At 58.0% G+C, this 22,028-nt stretch carries 23 protein-coding genes and 1 tRNA gene; 6 read left to right on the top strand and 18 right to left on the bottom strand.

The window, feature by feature from the left end:
• Positions 1 to 122: 122 nt before the first annotated feature.
• The 5 genes from J7347_RS03350 to J7347_RS03330 all read right to left on the bottom strand — a co-directional run bounded on the left by J7347_RS03350 (position 123) and on the right by J7347_RS03330 (position 6,584).
• Positions 123 to 1,802, bottom strand: coding sequence for an EAL domain-containing protein (locus tag J7347_RS03350; RefSeq protein ID WP_245173778.1), 1,680 nt, complete (start codon positions 1,800 to 1,802; stop codon positions 123 to 125).
• A 477-nt stretch (positions 1,803 to 2,279) separates the two neighbouring features.
• Positions 2,280 to 2,792 (bottom strand): hypothetical protein, encoded by a 513-nt coding sequence (locus tag J7347_RS03345; RefSeq protein WP_209160813.1) that lies wholly within the window; start codon positions 2,790 to 2,792, stop codon positions 2,280 to 2,282.
• 341 nt (positions 2,793 to 3,133) lie between these two features.
• Positions 3,134 to 3,781, bottom strand: a complete 648-nt coding sequence (locus J7347_RS03340; RefSeq protein ID WP_209160812.1) for a hypothetical protein — start codon at positions 3,779 to 3,781, stop codon at positions 3,134 to 3,136.
• Positions 3,781 to 4,215, bottom strand: coding sequence for a hypothetical protein (locus J7347_RS03335; RefSeq protein WP_209160811.1), 435 nt, complete (start codon positions 4,213 to 4,215; stop codon positions 3,781 to 3,783). The genes J7347_RS03340 and J7347_RS03335 overlap by 1 nt, the downstream gene beginning before the upstream one ends.
• A gap of 341 nt (positions 4,216 to 4,556) precedes the next feature.
• The gene (locus J7347_RS03330) at positions 4,557 to 6,584 is read right to left on the bottom strand and encodes a MobA/MobL family protein (protein WP_209160810.1); all 2,028 of its coding nucleotides are present in this window, start codon (positions 6,582 to 6,584) and stop codon (positions 4,557 to 4,559) included.
• Positions 6,585 to 7,245: 661 nt separating this feature from the next.
• Here J7347_RS03330 and J7347_RS03325 point away from each other — a divergent pair.
• Positions 7,246 to 7,908, top strand: a complete 663-nt coding sequence (locus J7347_RS03325) for a hypothetical protein (protein WP_209160809.1) — start codon at positions 7,246 to 7,248, stop codon at positions 7,906 to 7,908.
• A complete protein-coding gene (locus J7347_RS03320) occupies positions 7,905 to 9,803 on the top strand; it encodes a caspase family protein (RefSeq protein ID WP_209160808.1) in 1,899 nt (632 codons plus the stop codon). Before J7347_RS03325 ends, J7347_RS03320 begins: the two co-directional genes overlap by 4 nt.
• 106 nt (positions 9,804 to 9,909) lie before the next feature.
• Here the strand turns inward: J7347_RS03320 and J7347_RS03315 are convergent, their stop codons facing one another.
• Together J7347_RS03315 and J7347_RS03310 are read right to left on the bottom strand one after the other, a co-directional pair.
• Positions 9,910 to 10,887 (bottom strand): calcium/sodium antiporter, encoded by a 978-nt coding sequence (locus J7347_RS03315; RefSeq protein WP_209160807.1) that lies wholly within the window; start codon positions 10,885 to 10,887, stop codon positions 9,910 to 9,912.
• Positions 10,884 to 11,135: a hypothetical protein gene (locus J7347_RS03310; protein ID WP_209160806.1), complete on the bottom strand. Its 252-nt coding sequence runs from the start codon at positions 11,133 to 11,135 to the stop codon at positions 10,884 to 10,886. Before J7347_RS03310 ends, J7347_RS03315 begins: the two co-directional genes overlap by 4 nt.
• 261 nt (positions 11,136 to 11,396) lie before the next feature.
• On the opposite strand from J7347_RS03310, the gene J7347_RS03305 reads away from it, so the two are divergent.
• From J7347_RS03305 to J7347_RS03295, 3 genes are all read left to right on the top strand, one after another.
• Entirely contained in the window at positions 11,397 to 12,218 is an 822-nt protein-coding gene (locus tag J7347_RS03305; RefSeq protein ID WP_209160805.1) for a mechanosensitive ion channel family protein, read from the top strand.
• A 387-nt stretch (positions 12,219 to 12,605) separates the two neighbouring features.
• A complete protein-coding gene (locus J7347_RS03300) occupies positions 12,606 to 12,818 on the top strand; it encodes a hypothetical protein (protein ID WP_209160804.1) in 213 nt (70 codons plus the stop codon).
• 164 nt (positions 12,819 to 12,982) lie between these two features.
• The gene (locus J7347_RS03295; RefSeq protein WP_209160803.1) at positions 12,983 to 13,219 is read left to right on the top strand and encodes a hypothetical protein; all 237 of its coding nucleotides are present in this window, start codon (positions 12,983 to 12,985) and stop codon (positions 13,217 to 13,219) included.
• A 469-nt stretch (positions 13,220 to 13,688) separates the two neighbouring features.
• Here the strand turns inward: J7347_RS03295 and J7347_RS03290 are convergent, their stop codons facing one another.
• The 9 genes from J7347_RS03290 to grxC form a co-directional block, all read right to left on the bottom strand.
• Positions 13,689 to 13,889, bottom strand: a complete 201-nt coding sequence (locus tag J7347_RS03290; RefSeq protein ID WP_209160802.1) for a hypothetical protein — start codon at positions 13,887 to 13,889, stop codon at positions 13,689 to 13,691.
• A 49-nt stretch (positions 13,890 to 13,938) separates the two neighbouring features.
• Positions 13,939 to 14,118, bottom strand: a complete 180-nt coding sequence (locus tag J7347_RS03285) for a hypothetical protein (protein ID WP_209160801.1) — start codon at positions 14,116 to 14,118, stop codon at positions 13,939 to 13,941.
• 158 nt (positions 14,119 to 14,276) lie between these two features.
• Positions 14,277 to 14,477, bottom strand: coding sequence for a hypothetical protein (locus J7347_RS03280; protein WP_245173777.1), 201 nt, complete (start codon positions 14,475 to 14,477; stop codon positions 14,277 to 14,279).
• 65 nt (positions 14,478 to 14,542) lie between these two features.
• Positions 14,543 to 14,797, bottom strand: a complete 255-nt coding sequence (locus tag J7347_RS03275; protein WP_209160800.1) for a cold-shock protein — start codon at positions 14,795 to 14,797, stop codon at positions 14,543 to 14,545.
• A gap of 1,005 nt (positions 14,798 to 15,802) precedes the next feature.
• Positions 15,803 to 16,132 carry a hypothetical protein gene (locus tag J7347_RS03265; protein WP_209161279.1) on the bottom strand — a complete coding sequence of 110 codons (330 nt, stop codon included), beginning with the start codon at positions 16,130 to 16,132 and terminating at the stop codon, positions 15,803 to 15,805.
• A gap of 915 nt (positions 16,133 to 17,047) precedes the next feature.
• Positions 17,048 to 17,124, bottom strand: a tRNA-Arg gene (locus tag J7347_RS03255).
• 48 nt (positions 17,125 to 17,172) lie between these two features.
• Complete coding sequence (locus J7347_RS03250) at positions 17,173 to 17,679, bottom strand: DUF1178 family protein (RefSeq protein ID WP_067678343.1); 507 nt, start codon at positions 17,677 to 17,679, stop codon at positions 17,173 to 17,175.
• Positions 17,676 to 18,494, bottom strand: coding sequence for a carbon-nitrogen hydrolase family protein (locus tag J7347_RS03245; RefSeq protein ID WP_209160798.1), 819 nt, complete (start codon positions 18,492 to 18,494; stop codon positions 17,676 to 17,678). Before J7347_RS03245 ends, J7347_RS03250 begins: the two co-directional genes overlap by 4 nt.
• Before the next feature lie 7 nt (positions 18,495 to 18,501).
• Positions 18,502 to 18,765, bottom strand: coding sequence for a glutaredoxin 3 (gene grxC / locus J7347_RS03240; protein ID WP_067678366.1), 264 nt, complete (start codon positions 18,763 to 18,765; stop codon positions 18,502 to 18,504).
• Between the two features lie 213 nt (positions 18,766 to 18,978).
• Between grxC and J7347_RS03235 the strand changes: the two genes are divergently transcribed.
• Positions 18,979 to 19,470 carry an Hsp20 family protein gene (locus tag J7347_RS03235; RefSeq protein ID WP_067683324.1) on the top strand — a complete coding sequence of 164 codons (492 nt, stop codon included), beginning with the start codon at positions 18,979 to 18,981 and terminating at the stop codon, positions 19,468 to 19,470.
• Between the two features lie 404 nt (positions 19,471 to 19,874).
• Here J7347_RS03235 and J7347_RS03230 read toward each other — a convergent pair whose 3' ends face one another.
• Together J7347_RS03230 and secG are read right to left on the bottom strand one after the other, a co-directional pair.
• Positions 19,875 to 21,509 (bottom strand): CTP synthase, encoded by a 1,635-nt coding sequence (locus J7347_RS03230; protein ID WP_209160797.1) that lies wholly within the window; start codon positions 21,507 to 21,509, stop codon positions 19,875 to 19,877.
• A 104-nt stretch (positions 21,510 to 21,613) separates the two neighbouring features.
• Positions 21,614 to 21,988: a preprotein translocase subunit SecG gene (secG, locus tag J7347_RS03225; protein ID WP_209160796.1), complete on the bottom strand. Its 375-nt coding sequence runs from the start codon at positions 21,986 to 21,988 to the stop codon at positions 21,614 to 21,616.
• Positions 21,989 to 22,028: the final 40 nt, after the last annotated feature.

The following is a 22,028-nucleotide window of genomic DNA, read 5'->3' as shown; positions in this document are numbered from 1 at the left end:
CAAAGCATGCAATCAATTGTGGGTGGGAGTAGCTGCCTACCGTCGTCAACCAGCATAAGCCAATGGCTGACCAATAGATGCTAGAACGTTGCCAACAGCGACGATATTGATATGACGCCGGATTAACGAGCAGCGGCCACGGTAGATTTTGACTGAGCCGATAGTTGCCAAAGCATATCAGCCGCAGACTCTGCACATATCGGCTTTGAAAAATAATAGCCTTGCAGGCGGTCGCAACCCATGGCTTCCAAAAGGGCTATTTGCTCGTCTGTTTCGACTCCTTCGGCCGTTACCGATTTACCGAGCTTATGAGCCAGCGTAATCAAGCTATGGACGATATTCTGATCACGTGTATCGCTGGTTAGATTGGTGATGAAGCTTTGATCAATCTTGATGCGATTGATCGGCAACTCCTTCAGATGTGTTAGCGATGCAAACCCTGTGCCAAAGTCGTCAAATGCGATTTCGACACCAGTATCGTTGAGCGCGCGCAATTCCCGTCGAATATTATCTGACTTATGTCCCAGAAACATGCCTTCAGTCACTTCGACGCCAATCCGCTCTACGCCGATTCCATATTCATCAAGCATCTTGAGCAATCGGTCAGCAAAGCCAGGCGCTTCGAAATCTGAAGCTGTGGTGTTCAACTTGATCTTCTCGAATGGCACAGCCGCTTCGATCCATGACCGAGCCTGCCGGATTGCCGCGTGCTGGACAAACTGGCCAATCGTTACAGACAGCCTGTGGGATTCGAACACGTCGAGGAACTGCCCCGGTGCAATCAAACCATGGATCGGATGATGCCAGCGTAACAATGCTTCGCATGAGGCAGCTTCATCGGAGCCTAATGATACAATCGGTTGATAATATAGTTCAAACTCACCCCTTTCCAGCCCGGCAAAGGCCTGTTCTTGGCGCAAAACGCGATTGCGGGTGCGCTTAAGCATTTCAGGATTAAACCGGACGCATCGGTTCTTCCCCGAGTGCTTTGCGGCGTAAAGCGCGATATCCGCCGAGTTGATTAACTCCGCTGCGGTGCAACCGTCGGCCGGGTATAGTGCAAGGCCTATGCTGGCCGTTGCTAGCAGGCTAGTCTGATGAATATCTATAGTATTGCTTAACGCATGCTGTAGCCGAGCAATTAATTGTTCTACAGCTTCCAAATTTGCGCGGGGAACCACGATCGCGATTTCGTCTCCGCCAAGTCTGGCAATCAAATCATCGCATTCAAGTATTTGGGAAAGCCTATTCGTGACAATCTTTAGAAAGAGGTCACCTGACTCATGACCGTTGACGTCGTTTATATCTTTGAAGTTGTCCATGTCGAGCATGAGCAATGCGAGATTTTCACCAAGGGTGCGAGCCTGATGCAACATATGATCAAACCGCAACCGAAAGCCGTGTCTGTTCTGAAGGCCGGTCAGGGCGTCCGTTACCGCCATCTCCCGCATTTGCTGCTCAGCATGTTTTTGCTCGGTTATATCAAATCGGCAGGAGACAAATCGACAAACCGCGCCGTTTTCATCCAGCTCCGGGATGATCGTGGTCGATACCCAGTATAGAGAACCGTCTTTAGCGCGGTTGCAAATCTCGCCGCGCCACGTTTGCCCATCGCAAATGGTGCGGAACATCTCTTTGAAGAATCCACGATCATGATGACCGCTGTTCAATATGCGATGGTTGGCTCCGACAAGTTCGTCGTGGGAATAGCCACTTATCTGGCAAAAGCGCTGATTGGCATATAAAATCCGGCCGGCGCGATCGGTTACGGCGACAATCAATACGTCATCGACCGCTTTCATCCAGAATGGCCCGGCTCTTTGGCCATGGTCTTGCAAACTGGCAATTGCGGACTTGTCCATGCACGTCAGACCCAAATTTTCTGCACCAAGACGACTTACAGTTAATAAGCTAAAAATTTGTGAAGAACCATCATCATTGTCAACTTAGTTTCGTTTCTGCGATATTATTTTTTTACCAATTCAGCCATCTGACGAACAGCGCATGAGGAGCCGTCTTAACTTGGTATCTAGCACCTGCTTAAGAAAGCTTGCAAAGTTCCAAACCCGGTCCTTGCGAACCCGTGATCGGTATCCGCAAACTTCCGATATAAGAAACGACGATCAGGCAATTGAACGGTGGGCAAGAAGCGCATTACCGACGCCATCCGTATCGTGAATGAGTGTCCGCTCTTGGGTTCGCCGGATGAGGGCCGCAATGACCGATTATGGGGCGCAATGCAGCCATAATGGTTTCAAGGGGTTGAGAGGCCGCCGCCGCTAGACTGTCGCGGCCCCGCCCCTCGTAGTCTCGCGATCGCCTAGCTGGCCCTTCGAGGTGTGGTCGACGCTGCGTAGCAGCGTCTGCAACCTCTCATCCGCTCGCTTTATCCCTTGATCTCTGTCCGAAGGCATTCGCCGCAAATGCACGATTTCATTATCTTTTACCCGGAAACTCCCTTTTTTCCCGATCGGCGGAAGGATCAATGCGCGACCATTCCTCTCACCGATATAGAGGCGGCAGCCTGAGAAGATGTGAGTTGCGCCGTCACGAGGCGCATAAAGTGTCAGTTCGACGAACCGATACTCGCCATCGATCCTTTCAAACCCGAGATGAACGATGTCTTCGTCGCTGTCTTTTGCAGCGATTGCCACCTGCAGTGGATTGTCCGGAGTGCGTCGATCTCCCGCGACCAGCGAAAGTCCTGGCTTCAGCGCTTTGCCTTTCAGCAACATCTGGTGAATGGCGTCGAGATAGCGCACCAAGATCTGGTTTTCGGTTTCGAGATTCATCCTCTTTTTCCTTGAATTTTCATCCCCCGATCCGGGGACATTTCCGCCTCCAAAATCTTTCTGCCGCACAGACGATATCCCGCAGGGCGAATGTCCTGCGGGATAATTGATCAGTCGGGCCAACCGCTGCGTCATCTGGTGTAAAAAATTACTGATGTCTCATGCGACAAGCTGCGAACGGACGTCGTCACATTCTCTCTTCAGAATCTGCGCCCTATCTCTGCCGCCCCTATTAGGAGTTTCGAGCTCTACGCACGCCGAGGTCCAGCGCTGATTTTCGAAGCATTTCTGGTCCGTGCAGATTGCGTCCAAGCAAGTCTACCTTGGCCAATCGGGGCACCTCACGTGCAGTTTTCAATGTGATCCTTCCACAGTTCGCGAAGGATATCCTGGCCTCCGTCGTGGAGCAGCTCCTGGTCATATGCACTGTGGGCGAGACCAAGTCCCGTGAGCACTTTCGGCACGATACAAAGATGAGCATGCAGCGGATACGGGGCGCCGATCGCTCCAGGGCTGTGTAGAATGACCACCGAAGCGACTTTGCGAGAGCTGGCTAACGATACGGCGTAAGATCGCGCTCGCTCCCAAGCCGTATGGAGGCGATCCATATCTCCCAAAGGCAAGGTTACGTATGTCAGGAGACCTGCTTCGGTGGGTGACACGAATTGATCGGCTTGCCGAAGGAGGACATCCGGATCACTCAGCAGATCGTCCGCTTTGGCCGGAAGAACGACCTCTACCTTCTCGACGTTGGGAGACCATACTGAACGATCATCGACAGTGATATGGGCACCCACATGGCATTTTCGCCAGCCAAACTCATGCGCGGAGTTCTCTCGCCCTCGAAATGTTTTGCGCAGAACACCGAAGGTGAAACCATCCGAAGACCCTTGTGGATTCGTATACAGCCAGGTCAAAGGGTTTTGCTCACTGACCTTTTGACGCGGTTTAACCGCTTTCGCTTGCGGGCTGCGTTTCTTGGCGGCCATCAGAACGACACCCCTTTGAGGAAGCGAGCGATTTCGGCATCCGCGCGCTGACATCCCTTCAAAAGCTCGGCTTCCGATGTCGGGGCTTGCCAATGAACCTCAAGGCCGTTCTCTCCGACGGACACATAATGACCACCCCGTTGCGGAACGAGCCAGAGGGATTGATCGAACCGGCATGGAAGCATGTGCGTCATGAGCATCGGCTCTACGGGAGACGAGAGCACGATGTCAGCTTCGCAGGGGCGGTCGCCAGCCAACAACCTAAGCAGCAGGACGTCGCGGTCCTGATCGACCGCTGTCTTCAGCATGGCGAGATCCCTTCGTTCAGCGTCTGCAGTGCCGGACATTACGAGACGGCATTCGGGCACATCGAGCGTGCCGTTTGGAAGGCCGGGTAGATTCCACGTGGCCACTGTGGAGGCGGTCAGTTCCATCAAGGGAATTGCGAGCAGCCGTTCGCATGGCGGTAATGGCCGTGAGGTTTGTTCAGACATGTAGTATTAGCTTTCACTGGAGGGTCACCGGCCATTGTTGACCAGATCAGGCTGACTCCGATTTTCATCTTCAAGCCAGCTTCGTATTCTCCAATTCAGCTATCCCGACCGCGAATATTGCGGTCGCCGTTCGCACCTTTCTTTTGTCTCGTCATTTTGGGCCTACGACGCCGCAAACCGTTTGATAACAGGCCCTGACGGCGAGCGATTAGCCGAGCCTCTTCTAACGATACTAGATCAGCGCTCCCGCACCGGTGCCAGAAAGCGATCGCTTCCAAACACTAGCGTTCGTGCCCTTTTTTAGAGATTTGCCAATCCTCCTCTGACGGCACGACTGGTCTTTTGCCGAAAACCTTCTCCGGCGGAGCGCCTTTCGCGACAGGTGCGGCCTTAGCCTCCCTGTGCGAAATTTCAGCCGGCTCAATGGCGCGCCTTCGATCAGGCAACCCGTTGCCGGATGCAGTCTCAGCGCTGACCAGCCCCTTCGGTTCGCCACTCGTTTGCAAAGCTCGCGTTGGCTGAGCGATGGCCTTATCTGGAGTTGTGGCTAATGCCGAACCGGATTTATTCGCCTCCTTCGGCGACCGATCGTCTCCAGGTTGGGCAATTTGTTTCTTGTTATCGTCTGAGACTGCGGCCCCCCGTTTTGCGATAGCTTGCCGCGCAAATTCGACGGCCAAGCTATTTTTCCGGCCCGCGCCAGCACGAGTTTCCGACTTTTGGCGCAGAATTTCAGGCAGCTGCTCTCTCGTCACCGGTTTTGCTGAGATCGTCTCGTATTCGTCATGCCGTGAAGGTGATTTGGCATCGCATGTTGTTTTCGCTTTCGTAGTGAATGAGGGCTCGTCTTTCCCGACGTTTGCGTCGGGGACCTTTCGTTGGTCATGCGACGATGCGTCATCTTTGAGGACACTGGTCCTCGGAAGGCCGGATCCTTCTCCAGCTAGGACCGACCGCTTTTCTTTCCCGGCTGCCACGGTGACGGTCGCAGCCTTTGATGCTGACCGCAAAACATCCTGCTCGGACAAGACATCATCACTTTTACGAACGAGAGCTTCCTGCCCTGGAGCGAAGCTCGCTGGCGGATGGCGTTCTGGCGTCCGGTCTCCTCCTTGAACGGATACCGAGCGAAGTCCCTCGTCTGTTTTTTCTGGTTGAGCACGAAAGTCCACCGCTTGATCACGGTTCGTCGGCTCGGTTCTGGGCTCCGTATTTTCGCTCTGGATATCTCGGGAAGCCACTGGCTGGGCGGTTGCCGGAATAGCCTCGGTAAAAGGCAATGGCGGCCTCTGCGTAGCTTTGGGAGAGACGTTGCTAACAATGCGCGCGTTCGTGGATTCCGAATTGCGCGGGATTTCGGCGATGGGAGCGACCGGCATCGTTTCCGCAAACAGTTCTTCGAAGGCGGCGGAAACCCGCGCTCTGTCCTCCCGCATTTGAAGGGCCTGTTTGGCTTGATCGACTTTCACGGCTATTTCGGACAGAACTGTTGCGCGCTGACCTTCGCGTTCGACGATCTCACGCGCTTTCCTGTGGAGTTCGGTAACGACGCGCAGCTTGGCTTTTTCCACTGCCTGTTGAACCCGTTCAACGCTCGCACGAAGGTCCGCCGCGATTGCGAGCAAACGGTGGATTTCATCGACCTTCTGTTCGGCAGCGAGCAGGCGCCGGTTCGCCCAAGTTTTCTTCTGGCCGACCTTCGTTTGCATCGAAGGCTCAAGCCCACGTGCACCATTCGACAAGGCGGTATAGCGCTTGCCTAGATGCGCGGCGTGCAAAGTCGCATTGATGTCGCGAACAACACAGCGCCGCCGCTCTCTTATGCCGTCCTTGGTGTTTATGTTCCCGAGCTTGCTGATCCCGAATTCCCAGTCGTAAGCAGCGAGCCGTTCGGATGGGCGCAGACTATACATCAGATGCAGGTGAAAGTTGCGCTGGTCACCGCCTCGGTCGGGCTTGTGGATCGCAGCAACGTAAGCCAGGCCCTTACTCTCGAGGCGCGCACCGATCCGCTTCACTATCTGACTACGAAGGCGCGGGGATGCCTCGCATGGAAGTTCAATGACCTCGGTGATATAGACATTGGCGTTGGCGCGATCATGCCTCTCTACGGCTTCGAGCACACGCCAAAAGTTCCGAAGCTCGCTGCGATCATCTGCGACGTTGCTGTGCCATCCGAGCTCGCCATCCTCCAAGCTCTCATGGGCTGTCATATACAGGCTCGCGCGCTCTGCTTCACCGGCCCGCCAAGAGCGACCCTTCTTCGACGCAAAGCCGCGTGGCACGAACTCAAAATGGATCGAGGACATTCCGTCGGCGCCGCGTCGAGAGCTGTTCCCCCAGCTCCCCGCATAGACCTCTTTGATACTCCTGTTAGTCAGTTTACGCGGCGTGCGGTTCAACCCGCGAGATCGATCTTCTGGAGCGGCACGCACTCGCACCCGTCGGCGCATGAAGGCCTCCGCCTCGCGATCCGAAATGCGCTTACGTCGCCGGCGGGCGCTTTCAGCGATACTCTCTTCACGTTCGTTTGCTTTTCGCGTCTTCAGGTTCTGAGCGCTACGAGCAGCCGCAGCTGCGGCCCGCAACTCGGGCGATCCACTCCTAATTTGATGCACCGACAATTGCACAGCGAGGCTCGGCTTCCTGATCCTTTTTTGGAGGGGGGTGGGCGCATTTGGGTTTCTCGACAGAAAAACCCTTTGTTGCGCACCACCCCCCTCTTCCTTCCTTTATTTAGGACCGCCTTACTCAGGGTGGTGCATCCTACCCCCGCGACGCTTGAGGTATCTCGTAGTGTTCGGACGATTATCTACGGCGGTGGGGCAGCCTTTATTCGGCTGTGACACCGTCAGCTTTGCGCCTAAATTTCAGACGTAGAGCGTGCGATCAGTGATTCCTGGGAGCGGACTTAGCGCGGTCGACGGGTGATAATTATTGGCCAATCTGCGACGCGTGCTAAAGTGTCGTATGGCCAACGCCAACCAACAGCCCCAGTTAAAACCAGACGATGCGGATCCCCGCATCCGTTGCTTCGAACGCCTCGTGGACGATGAAGCTTTTGACAGATCGCTAACCGCGCTAATGGGCAGGCTCCAGGAAAAGACACGCCAAACGTTCGTCAGCGAGCACAACGTGCTACGAATGAACCACGGAAGCAATTGGGTGCATTCGGCACGCGATCCGGAACCCGATACGACGATGCACTCCATTTCGGCTGAATGGACGATACCGTTTAAGGACATCGCCGACAACGACCTCAGTCTGATCGGTCGAACGATCTTCCCCATCAGCGAAGAGATGGACAGGCAGTTCGCGCAAAACATGTATGGTGTAGTGGGGGCGGCAGCGCAAAAGGTCGGCAACGTCGTCGATGCAAAGACCGCCGGATCGTTTGCCCAGTCAATGCTGGAGATGTTTCGCAAGCTCGAACTCGGGGTTGATCGCGATGGAAACGTCAGCATGCCCCAGATACACGTCGGTCCCGAACTCTACGCCCGGTTGTCCGAGGAGATGAGCAAGGTGCCACCCGAGCTGAGCGCCGAGATCGAGCGCGTGAAGGCCGAGAAAATCAAGGAAGCGCTGGACCGCGAAGCCGAGCGCAAGGGGAAGTTCAAGCGGGCTGTCGGATGAGTGGACGTGCCCTGCTAGCGATTGGATGCAACGCCTATGACCATCTCAATAGCCTGAGCTGCGCGGAAGCAGATGCCGACGCCCTTTTCGGACTTCTGATCGAACCGAGCATCGGCGACTACGATGGAGCGCGGTCGCGCCTGCTCCTGTCGCCGACGCTTCAAGACGTTCGTGCTGCACTTGCGACCATGCTTTTCGAAGGCGAGGCGTTGGACACGCTGACCATCACCTTCGCAGGCCATGGCGCGGCAAGCAGCGGCAGCTTCTACATGGCGTTGCGGGATGCGCGGCTGAATGCCCTTTCCGCCACCGCGCTATCACTCGCCGACCTGTTCCGGATGATTGCGGAAGCGGCTCCGAAGCAGACGTATCTGGTCATCGATGCATGCCAATCCGGCGGTCTCATCTCGGACCTCAACGTGATCCTCAAATCGGAGGTGATGGGCGAGTTCGGCACACCCGGCGTCACCTTACTGGCAACCGCGGCATCCAACGAGACCGCGATCGAGACCGGCGGCCATGGAATCGGCACCGCGGCGCTGCTCGATTGCATCCGAGGCGACGTGTTCCTGCAGGACGGCAACCCTGCACTCGACCTCGTCGAGATAGGACGCGCGGTGTCGGAACGCGTCGGGGCCACCGGCGCACAGATGCCCGTGGTCTGGGGCCTCAACCTCTATGGCCCGTCCAGCTTCTGCAAGAATCCGCATGCCGGCACGGGTGACGCCCCCTTGCGCAGCGTGTTGGCCGGGTGGCCGGACGCCGAGACCGCAGCCGCGATCCGCGAGGGGTTGCCGCGACTGTGGGAACCCTATGTCTCGGTCACGACGCGGTGGGATCCGCGCGAATTCCTCGATCGCCTCGCACCGATGAATGATGCGCTCAAGGACGAACCTGCCGTCCTGCTCAACCTCATCCAACGCGTATCAGAGACATTCGCCGCGCGCGCTCGGGCATCGCAGGACCGATTCCGCGAGATCGAAGTCAGAGCGGCGTGCGCCGTAGCACTCCTGCCGTTCTGCGACGAGAACACAGTCATTCGGACCCTCTCAGCCCAGTGTATCGAGATAGCCGAACTGGTTGAGTTGGCCATCAGCGATGTCGTCGATGCCGTGGACGCCTATCGATACGCGCTCGTCACCGGCGGCCTTGGCGATCTCTACCATCTGCCGATCAGGCTGTCGAAGCTGATCGGATGGGCGGGATTCGCGGTTCACACGGCTCGCGCCATGAGTCGGGACACGAATCTGGCAGCAGGCAAGCTCGCTGCGCTCTTCGATCGCATCTTTGACAACTATTCGCTCTCGCTTGTGGCGATGAGTGACTGCCAGGCACCCTACGTCATATCAGCGATGACGGCGTGCGCGGCGGCGGGGATGACCGATGCCGCCGAACGGGTTCTGGGACACATGTTCGCATCGACGGTCGCCTGCGCAGGACGGGTCGCGCGGTGCGATTTCGATGGCTCAAAGACACTGGCCTATCTGGTCGCGCGGGGAAACCAGCCGAAGCAGCTGACCGCCGAGATGGCCGCGCAACCGACCGAACTAGTCCTCGCGTTGCTGCGCCTCTCCAGCCTGTTCGATCTGGCCGAAGAGTTCGACGCCTCACTCAGTGATCTCGACCACCTCCCGCTGAACGCCTATCTCGCTCAAGACTACCGGCAGTTCGGCCAGGATCACATCATGGGCGGCACGAACGCAGTGTTCGTGATCGGCCACGACTTTTGGACGATCACCAAACTGGACTCGGCGTGGCCGAGCCTTCCGGGTCCCGATCAACCGGCGGTAGCGATGACGGCCCTGCTGGCAAGCCTGTTGCTCCCCGACAGATCGCCCTGGTTCCTTCTGTCAGCGCCGTCGCGGATCGAGGCTCAGACCCGCCAGGCTATCTGAACTCCGGGCCGCCGCCGCTCGACCCCTTGGGCGCCGCGTCATAGCTTTCGAATCGGTCTTCGTGGGGGAAAGCAGACATTTGTCGAATTGCAGCTGACGCGGTCGATCATATCAGGCCGGCAGTGACTGCGGTGTAACCTGCATAACCCACCACCAGCAACGCACCCTCGACACGCGACAGACGACCACCGGTATAGGCGAACGCCATCACAAGGGCGGAAACGCCAAGCAGCACCCACAGGTCAACCTGGAGAATACTCGCAGGGATCTGTGTGGGAGCCACAATTCCGGTTACCCCCCCGATGAAGAGAACGTTGTAAATGTTCGAGCCGAGGACGTTGCCTAGCGCGATTTCTCCCTGCCGCTTGATCGCCGCGATCGCAGACGTCACCAGTTCTGGCAGTGAAGTCCCAACGGCCACTACTGTCAATCCGATTACCTCATCTGAAACGCCAAGATTGGCGGAGATCGTAATGGCCGCATCGACGAGCAAGCTGCCTCCCGAAACGATGAGAACTATCCCTGCAAGTAAGGACACGGCCGCCAAGGTCATCGATCCATGGGGCTTGGCAGAAGGAACGAGAGTTGGATCGATCTCCTCGAGTGCCAAAGCCTTGTGGTAAGCTGCAGCATGGCCTGCCGTGGCCTTTTCTTGCCGAAACGCAAGATATACGTAGGCAAACATCCCTATAACCAGGAGGATACCGACACCACGGGTGAGGCCGAGCGTATAACCCGCCGCGATCAACACCGCTGCGCAAACCAGTCCTACCCCGCCATCGCGCCAAAGAACCCCGCGAGGAACCGCGAAGGGAGAGAGCGCAACTGCGAGACCGAGAATTAAGAGCAGGTTCGCAATGTTCGAGCCCACGATATTTCCAAGAGCGATACCCGGCGAACCGGCAAGGGCAGCTTGAACGCTCGCCGCGAGCTCTGGCATGGATGTGCCCATCCCGACGATGGTCAGGCCGATGAGCATCGGTGAAAGACCGAGATGTTCGGCAATACGAACAGCGCCCCGCACGAGGAGTTCGCCACCGGCGATCAGAAGAACGAGGCCAAGAACGAGCAGCAGGTATGTCATGGCAGAAGGTCCAATGCGATGCGAAGTCCGCCGAGCAGGGCAGCAATCGCTGTTGCCACTGCGGCGCGAGCATTCAAAATGCGAGCGCGATTGAGCGCGGTGACCAGGCGGTTCAGATCCGCATGGTTGAAATCCTCGAATTTGCTAACCCTACGCTGGGGCTTGCCCGCAGCTTGAAGCCAGAACCAAGCCGACATCACGGCTGCTACGACAATGGTCACGTCCAGCACGTAAAGCGCTAGTTCCATAGGACCGCTCCGAGGCAACCGGTTGTAGCATCACTGGTTATATTCGTATAATTCATTCCGAGCATCGTCCGATCAAATGATCCTGAAAAATCACTTGTTCCGACATCGCGATGCAATGAGAGAGCTATCGCCAGAGGGGCCCGGTAACCCGCGATAGATACGAAAGCCACCGAGGTTTACAAGCACCGGTGCGTCGACCAATTCACATTTTTCGAAAAGCCACGCGCAGGCGCGCGGCGACGCCGCCCCGATGGAGAGCAGATGAGTTTCGAGATTCCTCCAGCACTCTACACTTCCGACGTGTTTGCATCGGTTTCCCTTATCCTTGCCCTATTTCTCGCGAGGCTGATCGCAGGCCGAGCCCTGCGGCGCAGGGTCGATCTGACGCAGCAGGTCGCGCATCGCTGGACGGCGAATTTCCGCAATTTGCTGATCCTCGTCGCGGCGATTGGTCTGATCATGATTTGGGCGCCGCAGCTGCGGACCTTCGCTCTGTCGCTTACGGCGGTCGCAGTCGCCATCGTCGTGGCAACGAAGGAGTTGATCCTTTGTCTTTCAGGGGCGGCACTGCGCACCTTCACACGCGCGTTCTCGGTAGGAGACGTTATCGAGGTAGGCTCGACGAAAGGTGAGGTTCTCGATCTCAACCTGCTTGCGACCCGTGTCAGGGAATTCGAGAGCAGGGACGGGTCAATTGCGCCGACAGGCCGCATGATCACACTGCCCTACAGTCTGCTGTTCACTTTGCCTGCAAAAGTCCTGCCTCACGCGAACGGGACTATCGAGCACGCATTCGCGATGACCTTCGAGCCTGACGCCGACATTTTCGCGATGCACGACGATCTGCTGGAAGCTGCCGAAAGTGCGCTTTCTGAACTCGTCGGCGCCACGGGATTCGCACCGCCAATGGATGACGGCATGGGCCGTTGCCGGATCAATTTCGGGACGAGTGAAATCGGCAAATATCGTCTCGAAATCATTTTGACCGGTCGTCTCCCCGATCCGCAAGGCGCGGAGAATGCGGTCGCTCGCGCAATCGGCTCCTTGGTGCATTCGCTGCAACGAGTTACCGTGGGGGTCTAGTTTTCAATGCGTCCCCGACGGGATCGTAAGTCGAATGTCGGCTTTTTGCGCTGCCGCAGCAAAAACCGGACCGTCCGCTAACGGCCCAGTTTCGGAAGTTTCGCTAAGCGCCCTCATTTCAGTCATCGGGCTAGTTACGCGTCGCTCCCGAAAGCGGTCGTGGCCGATATGCTCTTTTGCTGTCGCCTTCAAACTTTTCGGTCAGGCCATGAATGTCCAAAGTGGGGTAGGAAGCCGCCCTGGAGCGTGATTTCATGACGAGGTTACTCTAGAGGCTTGTAACGGAGAAGGTTCGGCACCATCTAGAACCCATCGCAGTGGCTTCGTTTTCCGTGAGCGCCCGCGGCTGAGAGACTCTGGGCTCCCGCTTACAGCTGGGAGCATCTCATGCCTCAACCCACTATCAATAGCGCGACAGTCGCCCAGGATGACTCGGAAAGTGAAGGTGGCAGTCTGCCCACCAACGAACTGGCCGAGCGGCTCGGCGTCACTCGCCATATGACTGAGAGCTACTCCGTCGGCGGCTTTCGCTACACCAGTCTGACCGACGCGATCGCTCAGGCGCGCCGGATGGCCAAGATCGGGCACGAACTAAAATGAACGCGCACCTCAACCTAAAGCGGAAAAATCGAAGACTAACGCTTCGCAGCCCAGTCAGAAGCTAGGCGCCGTCGGCGGGTTAGAGACCATCCGCAACCCTTAAGTCTAGCGATACGAGCCAAAGTTCGGAAATACGAATGCCTATAAGGACGACCCGAACCCAAGTGACCTTTAAGGCGCCGTTCTCGCTTCCCGAACTCGACGGATTGCGGCCTGCGGGAACATATGACGTCGATATTGATGAAGAGTGCATCGAGGGCAACCGGCACACGGTTTACCTGCGCGTGGCGACGATTCTCCACGTTCATTCGCTCGGCTCTAAGCGCTTCGTGACAATCGACCCAGCAGGTCTCGAAGCGGCGTTGGAGCGTGACGCTGCAACCGTTCACCTTGGGCACTAAGCCCGCCCCTCGCCGGAGATCGCCTCATGCCGAACGTTAAAATTGTGCAAGGCAGCGCAGAGCAGTTTTCGATCATCTACAATGCAGATTGGCCTACGATCCCGCGGATCGGAGAATTTATCACATACCCAGGTGCCGGTGATGCGTTGGTCGAGTGGGAAGTGACTCGCGTTTCGTTTGTCGCCGACCGGGGGCAAAATCTCGCGGGGGCGTTGGTCTGGGTCGAACCATCAGTTGTGCGTCCGCCGCGACAGACCTTCCAAGCGATGGGGTTCGACATATCGTGAGGTCGATGGCACCAACAGTCTAGGGACTTCCTCGGACGCCTCCCGGAAACATCAACGATTTGCCGCAATCGTGTCGTCAACTGCCCGTCCACTCGTGGCTCATCGCTAGCACGGTGAAAGCGCCTTCGGATGAATGGCTATTGCCGAACGTCGGCTTCGGTCCAGCAGACCCAATTTGACGCTCACATTCCCCGAACAGGATATATCTCGCCAGAATTTGCGCGATCGCTCTTTGCCAAATGAAGTCCGGCTTCGGCTCCGCTTAAGTCATCATACTCAAGGATCACCATGCTTCTGCCGCAGTCGCGGATGCCGTCCGCCCTTAGTCGATCCCAAAGCCTCTTTGCCGTCATTTCCGGCATATGAATTTCGAATTGACGCATCGTTGCTATGCCTTCGGAAAGACTTGTTTAAAACCATTAGGTATTCGAGCTATTTTTTTGGCAGTGTTGCAAGATAAAATCCCTCGCGTTCGATCGAGGCGATAATCTCCGCTGGCTCAGCATTAAACCTCTGCCTTCTACCAATGACGACTTCAGTTAAGCCGTCAGCCTTCCATACCGAACCGATGTCGGGAAGTATTGCCCCGGAACGGTCATCGGTGATAGCCACAGCAGGTCCGTCCGATTGGTGAAACCGATAATACGGCATAACTCCTTTATCTCTTTAGAAGATGCGCTTGGAAGATCGGACTAGAGCGATCTGTCCCCTTTTTTGTATTCGTTTGCCTTAGTCTGAAGTCAGGCGCTGCGGCGATAAAAGTTAAAACCTTAACCGGCCTCGTCTGGCGGAAGACGTTCGTCATGAGGCCATCCCAGATCTGAAAGGCCATTCGCTTTTCGCCATTTCGAAATCCGATTTGCGCGCACTCCCATCGCTTCGAAAGCTTCCTTGCGCTCTTCAGCGGACCCAGAGCGGTCTACTTTCATGGCAGCAAGCTGGTGATCGACGAGAAATTGATTCATCGGCATCGCGGGATTCCTGGTAAGGCAGGGAGGAAGAGCCGGGGAGTTGATCCCCGGCTCTGCTGTCGGCGTTAGCCCTGTTGGGCGCTGGCCTGTTCCTTGTGGCTCTGGCCATCACCCTGCTGATGCTGGAGGTTCACGGCGCTTTTCTTGCCGCCGTCGACCTCGCTGGTGTCGTAGCTGAAACGCTGATCGACTTTCGGCATCTGACCTTCCTGCTGGAGGTCTGCCTTCTTGAAACGAAGCGCGTCGCCACCCTTCTCGGGGGTGATCGAGCCAGTGCCCACGCTGCTGTCGTAGCTCTTGATTTTGCCATAATGCGTCATGTGTCATTCCTTCGAACGAGTGTGCAGCGCGCCAGAATTGACACGGCTGCGACTAGGAGGCGAACTGAAGGAAAGAGCTTCCGGTTGTGGAAGCGGTGACCGTCGATTGCGACTGGTAGCTGAGTTATAGATGGCTACGATGACCCAAAATACAACCGCACTGGGTAGTAATTTGTCGCGTTAGACGAATGTCGACAACCGGTGCGTTGGCGGAATGTCGGCTTTGCCATGTCCCCGCGCTGAAAGCGGACTGTCAACAACCGGCCCAGCTTCTGCCACCCTTCAGAACCTGAATGATAGACCAGTGTCAGGATGCTGAGAAGTTACCGAAGACGTAAGCTGCTGGGTAATCTCGTATTCTTCCTGCGCACGGGATACTGGTTGGGCCCATCCCAATCGAAGGCGGCGGCTTTCGTATAGCCATTTGGGGGTAGAATGCACTTCGTCTTTCGTCGCCATCCTAACTCGGGTGTATGGCGGCACGACCAGAGAAAAACGAAACTTACACGCCGGGGCCGAATACGTCCCCGCGCGTAGTCGTTCGTTGGCTCCCGCCGCATATTCCGATAATTGAGAACGAGGTCCGCTTTCTCGATAATCTGATAGGATCGGAATTGGCGGCTCTGTTCGACGAGGAACTCTGACGATGGCTCATTACTCCCCCATACGCGTTTGCATTTATACGCGCGTGTCGACCTCGCGCCAGGCGGACAACGAGCTGTCGCTTACCGATCAGTTCGAACGAGCACAGCAGTGGTGTGATCAGAACGGCGCGGTGGTGGTCGATCAGTTTGTCGAACCGGGCGCGAGCGCGATGGACGACGACCGTCCGCAGTTCCAGCAAATGATGCACCGCGCGACGAGCGACCCTATGGCGTCATTCTGGTTCATTCCCTCTCACGGCTCTTCCGGAACGCTGAACATTTCATGGTCTACCGGGCCCGCCTCAAGCTCGCAAAAGTTAAAATCGTCAGCATCACGCAGCCGTTCGGAGATGATCCCGCATCAGAACTCGCAGTCGGAATTCTCGCGCTTTTCGACGAATATAATTCGAAAGAGACCGCCAAACACGTGCGTCGCACGATGATCAAGAATGCGGCCTTGGGGTTTTGGAACGGTCAAACTCCACCTCTGGGTTACAATACCTACGAAGCCGATCGCATCGGAGGCAAGAGCAAGAAGAAGCTGGAGATCAAGGATGAAGAAGCGCCGGTCGTGCGCAAGATCTTTGATCTCTACCTCGTCGGTCCGAAAGGAGGAACGCCGCTCGGAATTACCCGCGTTGCTGCCTGGCTGAACGAAAACGGCTTCAAATATCGCGGTCGTAAGTTCCACGTCTCCAACGTTCAAGCCGTGCTGCGGAACACCGCTTATGTCGGCGTGGCAATGTATAATAAGCGGGACTCCAAGAGCCGCGAACTGCGCCCGGAGTGCGAGTGGGTGCCCATTCCCGTGCCAGCTATCATCAACGAGGATGATTTCGCCGCGGCACAGATGAAGCTGAGCGCGAGTCGCGTGGTGAATACACCCGCGCGGGTGACGACCACCAACAACCTGCTCATCGGCGTCGCCGTATGTGGGTGCGGTGGAGACGGCTGCGGCGGCGGCATGGTTGCCGCAACCGGCAAGTCAGGAGCGTATCGGTATTACGCATGCTCCAACAGGATGCGCGCTGGGCGGACCGCCTGCACCGGACGCCGTATTCCGCGCGAACAATTAGACGATGTCGTCATGAAAGCACTCAGGAAGCGTTTGCTTACGTCAAGCCGGCTGGAGAACCTGCTGAACGATTGGCTCGACATGTCGGAAAAGGCAGTTACGAACCGGCGCGAAGAGTTGCGCCAACTACGCGCACGTAAGACGGACCTGGAGGCGGGTATCGACCGACTGCTCGATCTCGTCATTCATGGTCAGATGTCCCAGAGCGACGAACTTTTTTCGAAGAAGCTTCATCAACAGAAGCAGCAGTTGGTTCAGGTGAAAGCCGACATCGCCATGACCGAGCGTCAACTCGCCGGTAGCATTCGCAAGATTACGCCCAAAGTCATCGAGCGGTTCACCCTTCTTATGAGGGAGCGCCTAAGCGACGCAGACCCGGCGATGCGGCGCTTCTACGTCAACGCATTGGTGGGACGGGTCGAAGTCGGAAGCCAAGAGATACGGATATCAAGTAATGTTCGCGCTCTAGAGAACGCCGTCGCCGCGAATTTCGGCGCCCCCATATCCAAAGTTCGCAGCATCGAACGGAAATGGTGCGCCCGACAGGATTCGAACCTGTGGCCCCCAGATTAGGAATCTGATGCTCTATCCGACTGAGCTACGGGCGCCCGGCTCTCGTTTAGCAGCCTCGGCGCGAGGCGCAATCGGAGCCGGTGTCAATTCAGCTCGTCGGGTGGAGTGACCGGAACGAGAAGAGGCTGCACCGCGATGCCTTCTTCCATCAGATCGCGCGCCTGTTTCGCGCTCGTCTTGCCGTGGATCGGTTTCTCGTCCTTTTCGCCGTAATGCATGGAGCGTGCTTCGTCGGCGAATTTGTCGCCGACCCAGGCGCTTTGCTTCAACATCTCCGCCTGCACTTTCGCGATCTTGGCGAAGGCTTCGACAAGTTTCGGCGGAAGGGCTTGGTTCGCCACACTGTCGCCCTGTGACTGTGTTTGGGCTGACCTATTCTCCTGCTCGGCCTTCGCAGGTGCCACGTCTCGCGCCGCGCCGTCACCCTTTTTACCGATAGCGGGCGCCATGGGGGCCTTGATGACCTCCTGCGTTCCGCAGCTGGGACAGGCGAGCAGACCGCGCGCCTGCTGGTCCGCGAAATCGCGCGACGATCCGAACCAGCCTTCGAAGCGATGGCCGTTCTCGCAATCGAGGTCGAAAACGATCATGCCGGGATAGCCCGACGGTTTGCGAGGCTGGGTACTTGAGCGCGCACCTCCTCGATCCGCGCCGGATCGATATCCGCAAAACCGACGCCCGAACGCTCCCCGCCCATATCGAGCAGGACCTCGCCCCAGGGGTCCACCACCAGGCTGTGCCCATAGGTACGGCGGCCATCCTCATGCTCGCCCACCTGCGCGGCGGCGATCACGAACGCGCTCGCTTCGATCGCGCGGGCGCGCTGGAGGATGTGCCAATGCGCAGTACCGGTGGGAACGGTGAAGGCCGCCGGGATGGCGATCGCATCGCACTGCGCCCGTCCTAGCGCGTCGAACAGCGCCGGAAAGCGAATATCGTAACAGATGGAAAGGCCGAGGCGGCCAAGGGGAGTGTCATCCACCACACCGGGCTTGTCGCCTGCGCGATAGACATTTGATTCGCGCCAGCTTTCGCCGCTTGCCAGATCGACGTCGAACATATGCATCTTGTCGTAAGATGCGCGGATGTTACCCGCCGGGTCGATGACGAGCGCACGATTGGCGCGCGTCTCGTCGGGATTCACGAAGGCGAACGAACCGAGCGAGAGCCACAGACCGGTTCGCTTTGCTGCTTCGCGCATTTTCGCGAGCGTCTCGTCGTGTTGCTCGCTCCGCAGCATCTGACCGGAGCGCTCCCTGTCGCGATCGAGCAGATTGCTCATCTCGGGCGTGAACAGCATCGCCGCCCCGCCCTCTGCCGCTTCGTCCACAGCTCGGACCAGTGCATCGGCGTTGGCCACGGGATCGACGCCTGTGTTCGCCTGAAAAAGCGCGATGCGTGTCATCCGATCGTCACCCGGCGAGCAGCGGCTCGAGCTTGCCCTGCTTTTCCAGCGCCGCCAGATCGTCCGATCCGCCCACATGCGTGTCGCCGATGAAGATCTGCGGCACGGTGCGTGCCTCCGGCGCCCGCTCAAGCATCTCGGCGCGCTTCGGGCCGCCCATGGTGATATCGTGCTCGGTGTATTCCACGCCCTTTTCGTCGAGTAGGCGCTTCGCCCGGCTGCAGAAACCGCAACCGAATTTCGTGTAGATCGTGACTTCGGGCTTACTCATCGAAAAATGATCCTTCGTGTTTCGCCGGTGCGTCGCAGGCCTGTCCGGCAGCAACCCCATACCGCGCGATCGGGTTCTTGAACGTCATGCCGGTGCGCTTATCTTGGTGTCGTCCGAAGCGGCCACAAGGCGCGTCGGGCGCATCGTTGGGGGCGGCGCCGAATGCGGGCCGCATCCCTATCATGAAAATCGCTCAGAAGAGGATTTGTTTCGATGAACCGTACCGATTTTTCCCCTTATCGCCGCACCACGGTCGGGTTCGACCGTCTGTTCGACCTGCTGGAAAGCCAGGTCCGCAACAATGCGGGCGACAATTACCCCCCATTCAATATCGAGCGGCGCGACGAAGACAGCTATCGCATAACTCTGGCAGTGGCCGGTTTCCGCGAGCGCGATCTCGATATCACGGCGCAGCAGAACCTGCTGACCATTCAGGGCAAGAAGCGCGACGACAGCGTGGAGGGCGAGATGCTGCATGTCGGCATCGCCAATCGCGGTTTCGAACGCCGGTTCGAACTGGCCGATTTCGTCCGGGTCGCCAACGCTGATCTCGCCGATGGCCTCCTGACCATCGATCTCGTGCGCGAAGTGCCCGATGCGATGAAGCCCAAGAAGGTTATGATCGGCGGAGCCCGCAAGCTCGAAGTGGTCGAAGGCGACAAGGCCGAAGACGACGAGAGCGGCAAGGATCGCGACGTCGCCTGATCTTCGATCGAGGCAGTGTAACGAGGGGCGGAGCCGTAAGGCTTCGCCCTTCTCGTTTGCGTGGTGACGAAGGACCGCTGTCCAGGCCGGAACGGAAGGGGGCAATGCCGCAAAGCATTGCCCCCGCGACGCAGAGCGCCGCCTAGCCTCGGAATAAGCCGTCCGGGTCGCAGAAGACGACGAGTTTCGAGGCAAGCCTTTCAACTTGTTGCGCGAAAAAGGGCTGAAGCGTTCTAAAACCACCCCAAACCATCGCCCGCAGGCATGGTTTGCCTCACACCGGTTAAAAAATAAAGGCCTCGCGCTCACTAAGCATGCGGGCGCACAACCGCATTCAGCATGCAGTTCGGGCGTCGTCTCGCCGATTCAATCGCTTAGGATGTCTGCTGCACGCGCAAAAAAAATTACATCAAGCGCGCCTGCTCGAGCGCTGCCCCGATAAATCCTGCGAACAGCGGGTGGGGATCGAACGGGCGCGACTTCAATTCCGGGTGGAACTGAACGCCGATGAACCAGGGATGGTCCGGCCGTTCGACGATCTCGGGGAGCAAACCATCGGGCGACATGCCGGAGAATACGAGGCCTTCTTTTTCGAGCGTGTCGATATAGTGGCTATTGACCTCGTAACGATGGCGGTGGCGTTCCGAAATTTCGGTGACGCCGCCATAGACCCGCGAGACCTGACTGTCCGCAGCAAGCTTGGCGTCATAGGCGCCCAGACGCATCGTGCCGCCCAGATCTCCGCCCGCTTCGCGCTCCTGCAGGCCATCTTCGCTCATCCACTCGGTGATGATGCCGACGACCGGTTCTTCCGTATCGCCGAATTCCGTCGACGAAGCCGCGGCGACGCCTGCGGAGCGTGCACCTTCGATGCAAGCCATCTGCATCCCAAGGCAAATGCCGAGGAACGGCACCTTGTGTTCGCGAGCGAAGCGGACTGCAGCGATCTTGCCTTCCGACCCGCGCTCTCCAAAACCGCCGGGCACCAGAATGGCGTGCATGGGTTCGAGCTGAGCGGAGATGGCGTCGTCATCCTGCTCGAACACTTCGGCGTCGAGCCATTTGATCTTGACGCGCACGCGATGGGCCATGCCGCCATGGACGAGCGCCTCGTTGAGCGATTTGTACGCGTCCTGCAGTCCGACATATTTGCCGATCACGCCGATCACTACCTCGCCTTCGGGGTTCGAATGGCGATCGACCACGTCGTACCAGCGGGACAGGTCGGGTTCCGGCGCGTCGGTGATGCCGAAGGCGCGCAGCACTTCGCTGTCGAGCCCTTCGCCATGATATTGCAGCGGGACCGAATAGATCGACGGCGCATCGAGCGCGGGAATCACCGATTCCGCGCGGACGTTGCAGAATTGCGCGATCTTGCGCCGCTCGCTTTCGGGGATCGGATGTTCCGCGCGGCAGAGCAGCAGGTCGGGCTTGATCCCGAGGCTGGCGAGCTCGCGCACGCTGTGCTGGGTCGGCTTGGTCTTCAGCTCGCCCGCCGCCGCGATATAGGGAACCAGCGTGACATGGACGCTCAGCGTCCGATCGACGGGCAGTTCATTCCGGAGCTGGCGGATCGCCTCCATGAAGGGCAGGCCTTCGATATCGCCGACCGTTCCGCCGATTTCGCACAGGATGAAATCGTGATCGTCCTGATCGGCTAGCGCGAACTGCTTGATCGCGTCGGTCACATGGGGGACCACCTGGACCGTCGCGCCCAGATAATCGCCGCGCCTCTCCTTGGCGATGATCTGCTGGTAGATACGGCCCGAAGTGACATTGTCCGCCTGATGCGCGGAAACGCCCGTGAAACGTTCGTAATGTCCGAGATCGAGATCGGTCTCGGCCCCATCGTCGGTCACGAACACCTCGCCGTGCTGATACGGGCTCATCGTGCCCGGATCGACATTCAGATAGGGGTCGAATTTGCGAATGCGGACCTTGTAGCCGCGCGCCTGCAGCAGCGCTGCGAGCGATGCCGCCATAAGACCTTTGCCGAGCGAGGAGACCACGCCGCCGGTGATGAAAATGTACCGCGCCATGGGAGCCGGGCCTTAAGCCCCGGTCGTGATTCGGGGCAAGCGTAAACCGGACGAAGCGAGCGATCCTTCGCTCGCCCGTCCACAGATATGTCGATCGAAGGCGCTTACTGCGCGAGCGGATCGCCGTTGGCGGGCGTGGCCGGGTTCGGGGCCGGAGCAGCCTCGCCACCTGTCACCGGCGTGCCGCCGAGCGGATCCTGCTGTTCGATCGGCGTGACGTTGCGATCCAGAGTCGTCTCGAGCGAGGCGCCCTGCGTCGTTTCCACTGCCAACGCTGCCAGAGCGATCGACAGAACGACGAAGACCACCGCCAGCCACTTGGTCGACCGAGTGAGGAAATCCGCCGCACCGCGTGCGCTCAACATGCCCGACGGACTTCCGCCGATGCCCAGCCCGCCCCCTTCGGAACGCTGCATGAGGATGACACCCACAAGGGCAGCGGCCACGATGGCTTGGACGACAGTGAGGAAGAAGAACATCGGATATCCGTTCTGGATGGAAGTGATTTGAAACTAGGTC

Source organism: Erythrobacter sp. A6_0 (assembly GCF_017744235.1).
In the GTDB taxonomy this organism is placed as follows: Bacteria; Pseudomonadota; Alphaproteobacteria; order Sphingomonadales; family Sphingomonadaceae; genus Qipengyuania.
The sequence above is the reverse complement of the archived record's forward strand: the minus strand, read 5'-3'. Positions and strand labels throughout refer to the sequence as shown.